Annotated in this window: 7 protein-coding genes; all 7 read right to left on the bottom strand. The window is 70.2% G+C overall.

Annotated elements, in window-relative coordinates; genetic code table 11:
• On the bottom strand, nt 1-202 hold a 202-nt coding region (locus B1H29_RS38955), incomplete at its 3' end, for a 3'-5' exonuclease (protein ID WP_208638324.1).
• Between the two features lie 83 nt (nt 203-285).
• On the bottom strand, nt 286-1,761 hold the full coding sequence (locus B1H29_RS36960) for a UvrD-helicase domain-containing protein (protein WP_079159893.1): 1,476 nt from the start codon (nt 1,759-1,761) through the stop codon (nt 286-288).
• On the bottom strand, nt 1,761-3,725 hold the full coding sequence (locus B1H29_RS36955) for an ATP-dependent nuclease (protein WP_267892018.1): 1,965 nt from the start codon (nt 3,723-3,725) through the stop codon (nt 1,761-1,763). The genes B1H29_RS36960 and B1H29_RS36955 overlap by 1 nt, the downstream gene beginning before the upstream one ends.
• A gap of 314 nt (nt 3,726-4,039) precedes the next feature.
• Entirely contained in the window at nt 4,040-4,252 is a 213-nt protein-coding gene (locus B1H29_RS36950; protein WP_055422328.1) for a DUF6207 family protein, read from the bottom strand.
• Nucleotides 4,253-4,426: 174 nt separating this feature from the next.
• On the bottom strand, nt 4,427-6,682 hold the full coding sequence (locus tag B1H29_RS36945; RefSeq protein ID WP_055422327.1) for a DEAD/DEAH box helicase: 2,256 nt from the start codon (nt 6,680-6,682) through the stop codon (nt 4,427-4,429).
• A 78-nt stretch (nt 6,683-6,760) separates the two neighbouring features.
• Nucleotides 6,761-9,769 (bottom strand): AAA family ATPase, encoded by a 3,009-nt coding sequence (locus tag B1H29_RS36940; protein ID WP_055422326.1) that lies wholly within the window; start codon nt 9,767-9,769, stop codon nt 6,761-6,763.
• Nucleotides 9,769-10,968 carry an exonuclease SbcCD subunit D gene (locus tag B1H29_RS36935; protein WP_055422357.1) on the bottom strand — a complete coding sequence of 400 codons (1,200 nt, stop codon included), beginning with the start codon at nt 10,966-10,968 and terminating at the stop codon, nt 9,769-9,771. The genes B1H29_RS36940 and B1H29_RS36935 overlap by 1 nt, the downstream gene beginning before the upstream one ends.
• Between the last annotated feature and the right edge of the window lie 204 nt (nt 10,969-11,172).

The raw sequence follows: 11,172 nt of genomic DNA, 5'->3' as shown, positions 1-11,172 counted from the left end.
TTGGCGCGGGTGAGGGCGACGTAGAAGGCTCTGCGGGCTTCGGCGACCTCTTGGGGGCGGGAGGCTTGCCGGGGTAGTGACGTGGGAGCAGTCCTTCGACGAGGCCGGGCAGGATGACGATGCGGAACTCGCGGCCCTTGGCGCTGTGGTAGGTGGTCAGGGCGATGTGGCCGGGGATTTGTCCTCCGGCGAGTTCGGCCATGGTGAGGTCGCCGGGATCGGCCAGGGCCTGGGCCGTGTCCCGGTCGCGTTCGTCGGGGCTGTGATCGGCGAGGTGGGTGGCTCTCAGGGTGTCCCACAGTGCGGCGAGGAAGATCCTCGCCGGGTGGGCTGGGGTTTCGCGGTCGGGGGCGTCCAGGAGCGCCGCCAGGCGTCGTGACAGGGTGCGCTGGGTGTCGGTCGGGTCGTTGTGGTGGGCCAGCTGGAGTTGGCGATGCCAGGTTGCGGCCAGCTCGCGAAGGGTTCGGGCAGGGGCGATGCCGGCTGTTCTGCAGCGCGGTGCTGCGAGGTCTGTGGTGGTGGGCCGGGAAGAGGCCCGGTCAGTCGCCGCGTGGCGCAGGCAGCGATCAGGTCGGCGAGGGGACCGCTGGGACGGCGGCGCTGCTTTTCGCTGTCGAGGGGGATCTGGGCGGCCCGGATCGCGGTGGTCAGGGCGTCGAGCAGGGGGCCTTTGGAGCGGTAGAGGACAGCGATGTCTTCTGGCGGTGTGCCTGTTGCCAGGCGGTTGTTGAGGACTTCGACGGTGCGGGCCGCGTGGGAGTCGATGTCGCCGTCGGCGTGGAGGATAGTGACGGCGCCTGCGTCGTCGCGGCCAGGTGCGGCGTGGTAGCCGCGGTCTTGGCCGAGGACTGCGTGGCCAGCGGATATGAGGGCGCTGCCGCTGCGGTAGTTGACCCGCAAGCGCAGTCGTCGGAAGTCGGGCCGGTTGCTGAGCTGGGTCAGGTAGCGGGGGCTGGCGCCCTGGTAGGCGTAGAGCACCTGATCGGGATCGCCGACGGCGGTGATGCCCACGCCGGCGTCCAGCAAGGTGAGCACCAGGGCGTGCAGGACGGGACCGAGGTCTTGGTATTCGTCGACGACGAAATGCGGGAAGCGCGCCACGAGTTGCTCGCGTGCGGTGCGGCTTTCGCGCAGCAGGTCGAGGGCGCGGATGGTCATGGCCTCGAAGTCGAGGGTGTCGTGGTCGCGGAGCAGTTGTTCGTAGCGGCGGACGGCGCGCGGGTATTGGCGCGGGTAGTCGGCGATCGGCTCCCCGGCGGCGATCAGACGGCGCAGGCGCTCCAGTGTGGTCCGGTTGTTCGGGTTGACGTCCAGGCCGGATTCGTAGGCGGCGGTGTCCCACAGCTGTCTGCAGGCGGACGTGTCGGGGATGGTGAGGTCGGCGGGAAGCGGGTCGCCGATCAGGCGGCCGTAGGGGCGCAGGATGTGGTGCAGGCAGAAGGCGTGCACGGTGGTGCTGGACAGGCGGCGGCCCGGGTGCAGTCCGAGGTGGTGCAGGCGCACGGTGGTCTCGTGGGCGGCTGTTTCGGTGTAGGTCAGGGCGGCGACGCCGCGGTGGCGGCTGGTGGTGGCCAGTAGGTATCCGACGCGGGCGACGAGGGCTCGGGTCTTGCCGGCGCCAGGTCCGGCGAGCACGGCGATGTTTGCGTGGTGGGTGGCGGCGGCGCGTTGGTCCGGGTGCAGCGCGCCCAGTTCGGCGGCCAGGGCGGGCGGCAGCAGAGCCGGCACGGTCGCAGGCGTCTGCTGGTGGGGGGCCGTCATCAGCTGTGGCCCGGGGTGGGGGCTGCGGGGAACAGGGGCCGGCCGCGGAAGGTGCAGCTAAGATCGTCCAGCAGGCCGAGGATGGCTCCCGGACCTTCGATCGTCAGCAGGTTGTCGCGGGTGATGAGGCCTTCCGTGCGGCCGAGCAGTTCCAGGACGCGGTCGTGCAAGCCGGTCATGCTGGCGACGTGCGCGGCCATCCGCTGGGCGTAGCGTCCCTTGCCGATGGCCTCGATCTTGTCCACCAGAGTGTCGCGCTGCTGGCCGGTTGCTGTGCCGTCCTCAAAGGGGGCCAGGGCATCACGAAAGGCGGACCGGCTGCTCTCGCGCTGCCGGAAGGCGCAGTAGGCCGCGGCCATTTCGGGATGCAGCAAAGGAGCGATGTCGGGTTCCAGCGTGTTGTCGCCGACGTAGACGCCTACCCGGGTCGCGGCGGTCACCACCTGCTGCCGTCCGGCGCGTACGCCGCGCTCGGGCAGTTTCTGGACTGTGATCGTATCGATGCCGCGGTCGAGTGCCTGGTGCAGGGCGTCCTCGCGTGCGATGCGCGCCACGTCGCGAGCCCTCCACAGGCCCGGTTCCCTCTGGTGGCGGTGCTCGCCGTCTGCGGCGTCGCCGTCGGTGAGGATCCAGTGCGGGCGCCGCAGCGCCCGGGGGCCCAGCAGGGTGGCGTAGGGGGCGAAGTCGGTGCCTTCGACACTGGAGACGACGATGCCGTGATCGTCCAGGTGAAAGCCAGCTGCCTCGGCGAGTGCGGGCAGCAGGTAGGCGTCGGCTGCGCCCTCGACCAGGACGGTGCCCCGGGCGAAGAGGATCTCGGCGCGGGTGACGTTGATATAGCGCTCGAGGTCGGCCGTCTCGGCGTCGGTGAGCACGCCGGGCGGTACGACGGAGCCGACGGTGTGGTCGCCCTGGCTGCTGGTCAGCACGATGCTGGACAGGGGGGTGACGGCGGCGATGTGCGGGCTGTGGGTGGTCAGCAGCAGCCGGTTGGGCTCGTGCAGCAGGTGGGCGAACACCTTGCGCTGCAGGCTGGGGTGGAGGTGGGCCTCGGGCTCCTCCACGGCCAGGAGTGTGTCCTCGCCGTCGCTGGCCTGGCGGCGCAGTTTCAGCCGCTCGAGCAGCAGGGCCAGGTAGACGACGTTGGCGGTGCCGGTGGAGGTGTGCTGGATGCCGCGGCTGCTCGAGTCGATCAAGAGCTGGACGCTGCGGATCAGGTCGTCTTCCCGGCCGGCGAAGTCCAGCGAAGGGGTCAGCGGCAGCTGGGGGCCGGTCATGGCAGCCAGGCGGGAGGTGAGTTCGTCCACCGCCTGCTGCATGGAGGCGTCCTGGGCCAGCTGGTTGCGGGCCTGTTTCAGGGCGTCCAGAGTGGAGGCGACGATGTCGGGGGCCGGGGGCCGCTCGCGCAGCAGCCGGACCAGGGGGCTGCGGTCGGCGCGGGAGAAGTCGCCCTCGGCGTCGCGCAGGGCGGGCAGCACGGACAACGGGACGTATTCCTTGGCGTGGCGCATGTCGACGCCCGCATCGTCGCCGCCGTAGATGGTCCAGGAGTAGTCGTCGGGCGTCAGCGGCTCGCTGGGCTGGGCGCCGAAGACTGCACCGACTGCCAGCTTGGGCTGGAACAGATAGGTCAGCCGGGCGACGCGGGGCTGCCCGTCCTCGGTGATGATCGCGCCGTCGAGGGTCGCGATGGCGTCGTCATCATCGTCGAAGTCGGCTAGCTCGACTTCGACCCTGACCTCGACTCCTTGAGGCAAGGGCGGCGCACTGTCATGGATGTCGTCGGCCTGGAGTCTGCGCCACCGGTTGGACAGGTCCGGGTCGAGGACCAGGCGCAGCGCGTACAGCAGATTGCTCTTGCCAACCCCGTTCTCCCCCACGATCACCGCGGGAGTCGGGAAAGGATCAATCACCAGATCCCGGAAATTCCGGAAATTCACGATCCTGACCTTTGAAAGGCGCACCGCTCTCCCCTCCCCCGCGCACGGCCCCCGCCCCACGCCCTCCAGACACCCCACCTGCGGACCACCAGCCTAGTTGCCGCATCAACCGACGGGGCACGCACCGTCACGCAGGAACAGCGGACTCTCGCGTGCGTCGACAGCCGGACGGAGTCCGGCTCCGGGTCCTGGAACCATCCGACCTTGGTCCCGGCCGGACGGGCCTCGTGCACAGCCCGGCCGGGCCCACGAGCCGACCGGCTGCACAGGGCCGGCGGTTTGCCCTGTGCAGGAGCCGACACGGTTGCCGGCTGTCTGGTCATCGCCCCGCGGAGTTTTCAGGAGCAGCGAGTTTCTTGGCGCAGGTCCACGTAACAGCGCAGCCGCACACCCGGCTCCCCGGGCTGGCGTGTGACGTGCTCGGCCGGCGCGGTGGCCCACCTCCGGGCAATCGCGTTCTGCATGGCGAACGCCGTGTCGTCATCGGCAGCCGCAAAGTCCACCACGAGCAGACCCGGCTCGGCCACGTGCACATCCCTGGTCGGCTTCATGCCCCACACGACGTCGCCGCATCCGGGCAGGTTCTCCCGACGTCACGGCATCACCCGACCGGGTCACGTACCGGCCTGCCGAAGTCGCACCGGCTTTGACGATTCCGTGGCGCAGCCATTCGAGGTCGTCGGCCGGTGTTTGGCCGTTCTCCTCAATCAGATGCGTTCGCCTGCTCACAGGCCGAGTTCGGCGAGCGCCTCCTGCCGCTGCGAGCTGAGGTTCGCGCGGCGGCGGCGCAGGTTGCTCAGCCACTGCCCCAGACGCACGGGGTCTCCTTCCACCTCCTCGATGTGCCGCTGGGGGACGTCGAGATGGCCTTCGCGGGCGCGGAAGGCCCGGGCGGCGACCAGTCCCCGCTGGAAGGCCCGTTCGCGCGCCGGCGGGCGACTCTCCGTCGCCGGACAGCCGGATGTGTTGGGCAGGCCGATCAACCCCAACTCCTCGAGCAGTGACTTCTGTTCAGGGTGCAGGCGGTCGGAACGGGCGCGCTGTGACTCAAGCCAGCTCTCTGCCTCGGAGGCAGTCTCGTAGGCTGCCCGGCTCTGACGGGCGGCGTGGTAGGCCCGTTGCCATGTGATCGGCCAGGGCGGGTTCCACCACCGGTCAAGGGCGGTGAGGGCGGCGGCGCGCTGGCCGGTGAGGGTCTCGGCGCGGGTGCGCTGGGTGGCCAGCCAGCGGCCGAGAGGGAAGCCGTCGTGGATCTCGTCGACGGGGGCGGCGAGGTGGCCGTAGCGGGCGGCATAGGCGGCGGCGTGGGCCAGTGCGCGGTCGAAGGCCTGCTGGCGGGGGTCCCAGATGATGCCGAGACGTTCGAGGGCGTGGACGCGTACGGCGTCGAGCGTGCCCTTGGTGTGCAGGTGGCGTTGCCAGGTCAGCCAGCGCCCCAAGGGGTAGCTGGTGGGGTCCTCGTAGTTCTGGGGGACGTCGAGGTGGCGGTGGGTGTGGCGGAAGCGGCGGGCCGCGGCGAGGCCGCGGCGCCATTCGGCGCTCTTGGGAGCCAGGACCCGCAGGGACAGGGCGAGGGCGATCTCGTCGGCCTGGGTGGGGCGGTCGAAACGCAGCCAGGCTTCGGGGTCTTCGGGGGGCATGGTGGGGCGGTGGGTGCGCGGGTCGGACAGGCGGGCATCGAGGCGGTCGTCGTGGGCACGCAGAGCCTGGATGGTGCGCCACAGCGGGGTGTAGGCGTCGGCACCGAGAAGGTCGTCGGGGTCTTCGTCGGGGGTGAGGTAGACGGGGACGACGAGGGTGGCCTTCTTGCCAGCGCCAGGGTGCTGACGCAGGGCGCGGCCAACGGCCTGGATGGTGTCGACGGGGCTGTTCTTGGGATCGACGAAGATCACCGCGTCGATGTCAGGCACGTCGATGCCCTCCCCCAGTACGCGGGCATTGGACAGGACGGCCGGCGCGTCGGGGCTGGTGTGGGAGGTGAATTCGAGCAGCAGGCGGCGGCGGATCTGCGGGGTGTGGCTGCCACCGACCCAGTCCGCCCACAGTCCCTGGGGGCGCAGGGGTGCAGGAAGAGCGGCGGCCGTCTGCGCCAGGGTGGTGGCGAAGGCGCGGGCATCGGCGACCCGGTGATGGAAGGTCAGGATCCGACGCAGCTTGTGGTCGTGGATGGCGCGCAGGGCGGCGACCTGACGGCCGGCCAGGCGCAGCCCGTCGGCGCCAGCACCGGGTCCGGTGGCGAGCCAGTCACGCAGGTCCGCGTCGGTGACGACGGGGACGAGGATCTGGTAGTCGGCGAGCAGTCCGAGGTCGATGGCGTCGGAGAGGTTGAGGTGGTAGGCGACGGGGCCGAAGAGGTTCTCGTCGTCCATGGAGGCCACCGTCTCCGACCCGTCGCCGGCCGAAGCGTCGTCGGGGTCCCAGATGCGGGGGGTGGCGGTCAGGTACAGGCGGCGGGCGGCCGGCACCTGGTCGTCGTGATGGACGGCAGCCCAGGCCTTGCCCAGGCGGCCTGCGGTGCGGTGGGCCTCGTCGACGACCGCGAGGTCCCAGGTGGGCAGGCGGTGGTCGCGGTGGGCGGCGATGACGCCGGGCAGGGAGGCGTAGGTGGCGTAGACGGTGGCCGGGCTGGGACTGGACTGGCCGACCAAGGCGGCCAGTTCGGCGGGGTCGGTGGTGAGGGGGATGTCGGCGCCGAGCGGTTCGTGATCGAGGGCCTGGCGTTGGGAGCACACGGCAATGGCGGTGCCCTTGCGGCCGGCCAGGCGCCAGGACCGGATCGTCTGGGACAGCAGATCCAGCGTCGGCAGCAGCACCAGGACCCGCCCCCGCGGGGCGATGCGGGCCGTGGTGCGGGCGGCGATGAGGGTCTTACCTGTGCCGCAGGCGGCGATCACGCTCGCGCGGGCGTGGTCGCGGAGCGTGGCGGTGGTGGCGGCTACCGCTTCTTTCTGGTGGGGCCGTAGCTGGATATCGGGGGCCATGGAGGTGTATCGCTCCGTGGTAGTCGGCTGGCTGCTCCGGGAGGGCGGGGCTGGGGCTCTGCTCTCCCGGAGTTCAGGTTATTCGGCTGCTTCGGTCAGGTGGGCGAGGGTGGATCCGGTAGGGCTTTTTCGGATGTGCAGTCGCTGGGTGATGCGGCGGCGTAGTTCGGGGATGTGGCTGATGACGCCGACGGTGCGGTCGTGGGCGCGCAGGGAGTCGAGGACATCGAGGACGTTGTGGAGGGTGTCGTCGTCGAGGGTGCCGAAGCCTTCGTCGATGAAGAGGGTGTCGAGGGGGTTGCCGCCGGCTTCGTGGGTGACGACGTCGGCCAGGCCGAGGGCGAGGGACAGGGAGGCGAAGAAGGATTCGCCGCCGGAGAGGGTGTCGGTCTTGCGGGGGCGGCCGGTCCAGGAGTCGGTGATTTCCAGGCCGAGGCCGGAGCGGGCGCCGTGTGCGGCTTGGTGGTCGGAGTGGCGGAGGGTGTAGCGGCCTTCGGACATCAGGCTCAGGCGGGTGTTGGCAGCAGCGACGACTTGTTCGAGGCGGGCGGCCAGGACGTAGGCCTCCAGCTGCATGCGGACCCGGGTGCCGGAGGCGTTGCCGGTGGCCAGGTCGGCGAGGTGGCGGGCGGTGCTGTGGGCCTGCTCGAGTGCTCCCAGGCGTTCGACGACCCCTGCCAGGGTGGTGCTGAGGTCGGTGAGATCGGTGGTGCGGGCCCGGGCGGTACTGGCGGTGGTGACCGCTAGCGCGTGCTGGTCGTCTGCGGCCGTGCGCAGAGCTGTCGCAGCTTCGACGTCGGCGGCCGGCTGGGCTGCTGCTTCCTGCAGGACGGGGTCGTCGAGGACGGTCTGGTGGGAGGCGCGGGCCTCGCGCCATTGGTTGATCTCTTCCTCCAGTTCGTGGAGGTCCTTGTCGCTGAGCACGGCTTGTTCAGCGGCAGCGAGGGTGTCGAAGCCCTGGGATGTGGCGGCGTTGGCGGCTTGGCTGGTACGGGTGTGCAGGACCTGGGTGGCGGAGGCGGCGGTGCGGGATGCCTCGGCTGCCTGCTCAAGGCGGTCGGCAGTGCGGGTGAGGTCGTCGATGCGGGCCGCCAGGGTGGGGGCGGTGCCGCGGGCGGCATCGAGTTTCTCGGTGAGCTCCGCTTGCCGTTGGGACAGGGTGTCGTAGCTGGCGTTGCGGGCGGACAGGCCGGCGGTGGCGACACTGTCCTGCTCGGTCATGGTGATGTGTTCGCGGTCCAGCGCGAGGAGTTCCTCCTCGACGGTTCCGCGGTCGGCGGCACGTTCGAGAGAGTCGGCCAGCTGCGCGGCGAGTGCCTCGTGTTCGGCCTTGAGGCTGGCCAGCGGGGTGTCGCCGGCTTCGCCGGTGGCACCGGCGGCGTTCTCGCGAAGCTGCTGCAGCTCGGCCGCGATCTTGTCGCGCTGGTGCTGGGCGCGCTGGTGGGCTTTCTCGGCGGCTTGTTCGTCCTCGCGGGTGGGATGCCCGTCGGGAGCCTGGGCGGGAGCCGGGTGGGAGCACGAGCCGCAGACCGGGCATGGTGCGCCGTCGGTGAGGCCGGCGGCGAGTTCGGCGGCCATGCCCTCGGTGCGTCGGCGGCGGATGCCGATGTGGGCCTGGGCTGCCTGTTCGGTTTCCTTCTGGGCGGCGGCCAGGCGCTGCTCGGTAATGGTGATCTCTGCGAGGTGGGCGTCGCGGCGTTCGGCGGCCGCGACGCGGCCGTTGAGGATCTCCAACTGGGCCTGGTGGCGGCGGCTTTCTTCCTCGGCCTCGCGGGCGGCTTCCCGGCGGGCCTGCAGAGTGGTGCGCCGGGTGGTCTCCTGCTCGAGCCAGTCACGGGCGGTGCGCTGCTGGACGGTGAAGTCCTGCCGCTCGGTGTCGATGCGCTTGAGGTCGGTGGTGAGCTGGCCGAGGGTGGCTTCCTCGGGAAGCAGGGTGTTCAGCACGGCGATGTCGTCGCGCGTGCGCTGCCCGACCGTGGCAAGGTCGGCGGCCTGGAGCGTGGCGTGTTCGGGGAGCAGCCGGGTGCGGGCGGCGCTTTCGCTGTCCTGGGCTCGGGTGTGGTCGGTGCGGGCGGTACTGACGGTGTGCAGCAGCGGTGCCAGCTGCTGGGCGCGCCGGGCTTGTTCCCGGCGCCTGCCGAGGGCTTCTTGGTGGGGTGTCTGTTCGTCCAGCCGGTTGAGCTGGGTGCGGGCGGTGGCGTGGGCGGTCTGCCGCCCGTGCAGTTCGCGGGTGACGGCTTCCAGGTTCTGGTGGGTGAGCTGGTTCTTCTTTGCCTTCTCGGCCTCGGCCTGGGCGGTGGCAGCGTCGGCCTGGCTGGCCTGGAAGAGGTCCTGGGCCCACGCCAGGGCGGGGCCGGTCAAGGCGTGCGCGGTGTCAGGGGCGGGGGCGTCGTACTGCGATTTCAGGTCCGGGCCGGCGGCCTGGTGGATGCGGGCCGCCAGGTGCAGCACCTCGTCGCGGGCGGCGTCGCGGTTCTTCTGAGTGGTGCGGCTGTGGTCGTTCAGCCAGCGTTCGATGAAGGCGTACCGGTCGCTGTAGAAGAGCTTGCCGAGGAGTTCGCGGCGCTTGCTGGCATCGGCGTAGAGGAACTTAGTGAACTCGTTCTGGGGCAGGAGGACCACCTGGCAGAACTGGGTCCGGCTCATGCCGAGCAGGTCCTTGATTTCCTTGCCGGCCTCTTGGTGGGACTTGCTGGAGGCCTCCCAGTGGCCCTGTCCCAGGGCGTCGGTCGTGAACCGGCTGAGCCGGGTCTCGGCCTTCTGGACGGTGTCACCCGTGCCGTTCTTCTTGGGGCGCGTCTGCTGGGGGACGCGGTCGATGAGCAGCCGCTGGCCGGCGATGGTGACGTCCAGGGTGACCTGGGTGAGCAGGTCGGCCGGGGCGTGGTGGCTGCGCAGCAGCAGGTCGCGGTCGACTGGGGGTTCGCCGTACAGGGCGAAGCAGATGGCGGTGAACAGGGTGCTCTTGCCGGCTCCGGTGTCGCCGTGCAGGAGGAACAGGCCGTCGGCGGTCAGGGCGTCGAAGTCGACGGTGTGGGTGCCGGCGAAGGGGCCGAAGGCCTGCAGGGTGAGGTGGTGCAGGCGCATCAGACGGTTTCCTTCTGCAGTTCGTTCACGCGGGCGGCGTCGACGGCCTGCTGGAGCAGGGCGTGTTCGTCGGGGGTGGGGGCGGTGCCGCGCATGTCGGTGATGAAGTCGCTGGCGATGTCGAGTTCGCTGCGGCCGCGGAGGCGTTCGGTGTATGTCGGGGGGTCGGTGGCCTGGGCGGGGATGAAGGCCCGCTCGTGCTTGAGGCTGAGCGTGTCGGGGAAGCGGCGGCGCAGCCGGGCCATGGCCTCGAAGGGCAGGGCTGTGTCAGTGAGGGTGACCTCGAGCCAGGCGTCCTTCAGGTGTTCGTGGACGGGGCTGGTGAGGAGGTCCTCGAGGATGCCTTCGACGCGTTCCAGGCGGTGAGGGGTCGGACAAGTCAGGCGCCTGACGGCGGGAGCGGTGCCGGAGGAGGTGACGTCGACCAGGGTGAAGGACTTGGTGTGTGTGGCCTCAGAGAAGGAGTAGGGCAGCGGGGAGCCGCTGTAGTGGACTCGGTCGGTGACCTTCTGGGGGCCGTGGAGATGGCCGAGGGCGACGTAGTCGATGCCGTCGAAGACGTCCGCGCCGACGTGGGCGACACCGCCGACGCTGAGGTCGCGTTCACTGTCGGACTCCGTCACCTGCTGGTCTTCGCTCGGGCTGCTGCTGGGGGTAACGAAGGCGTGGGCAATGACCACCGAGCGGGTTCCGGCCGGCTGGTGGTTGGTGAGGTCGCTGTGGATCCTGTCCAGGGCTGCGGTCAGCACCGCGTGGTGGGAGGTCGCTTCTGCCTCCAGTTGGGTGCGGACCATCGACGGCTCAAGGTAGGGGATGCCGTACACGGCGACCGGGCCGTCGGCATCGTCGAGGACGACCGGGACGTCGCAGGTGGCGGGATCGGTGCGCAGATGGATCCCGGCGCGGGCGAAAAGGCCGGATCCGACACCGAGGCGGTGGGCCGAGTCATGGTTGCCGCTGATCATGATGATCGGTACATCGAGGTCAGCGAGCTGGTGCAGGGCGCGGCTGAACAGGCGCACGGCGTCCAGACTGGGGATGGCGCGGTCGTAGAGGTCGCCGGCCACGAGGATGGCATCGACGTTCTCGCTCCGGGCTGTGTCGACCAGATGGTCGAGGAAAGCTTCTTGGGCGAGAATCAGGTCTTTTGTGTGGAACCGGCGACCGAGGTGCCAGTCCGAAGTGTGCAGAAACCGCATGAGCACAGAAGGTAACTACTGTGGGGAGTGCTGTGGGTGGTTTTCCTGATAAACGGTGTTCCTGAGTGGGTGCACAATGCGCGTGAGGAATGGTTTCTTCGCGTGCCGTGCCGCGGGCTTGCGGGCTGCTGCGCCACCGGGCGATTGTCAGTGGCAGGCGGCAAGATATGCGGTGGGGGAAGGAGGATGTGATGTCGTTATCGC

This window comes from Streptomyces pactum (assembly GCF_002005225.1).
GTDB classification, from domain to species: domain Bacteria; phylum Actinomycetota; class Actinomycetes; order Streptomycetales; family Streptomycetaceae; genus Streptomyces; species Streptomyces pactum_A.
The sequence above is the reverse complement of the archived record's forward strand: the minus strand, read 5'-3'. Positions and strand labels throughout refer to the sequence as shown.

Bases quoted from the DNA above. Each gene is read 5' to 3' on its own strand.
- B1H29_RS36950 (WP_055422328.1), bottom strand. From the start codon at position 4,252: ATGAAGCCGACCAGGGATGTGCACGTGGCCGAGCCGGGTCTGCTCGTG.
- B1H29_RS36960 (WP_079159893.1), bottom strand. From the start codon at position 1,761: ATGACGGCCCCCCACCAGCAGACGCCTGCGACCGTGCCGGCTCTGCTG.
- B1H29_RS36940 (WP_055422326.1), bottom strand. From the start codon at position 9,769: ATGCGCCTGCACCACCTCACCCTGCAGGCCTTCGGCCCCTTCGCCGGC.
- B1H29_RS36945 (WP_055422327.1), bottom strand. From the start codon at position 6,682: ATGGCCCCCGATATCCAGCTACGGCCCCACCAGAAAGAAGCGGTAGCC.
- B1H29_RS36935 (WP_055422357.1), bottom strand. From the start codon at position 10,968: ATGCGGTTTCTGCACACTTCGGACTGGCACCTCGGTCGCCGGTTCCAC.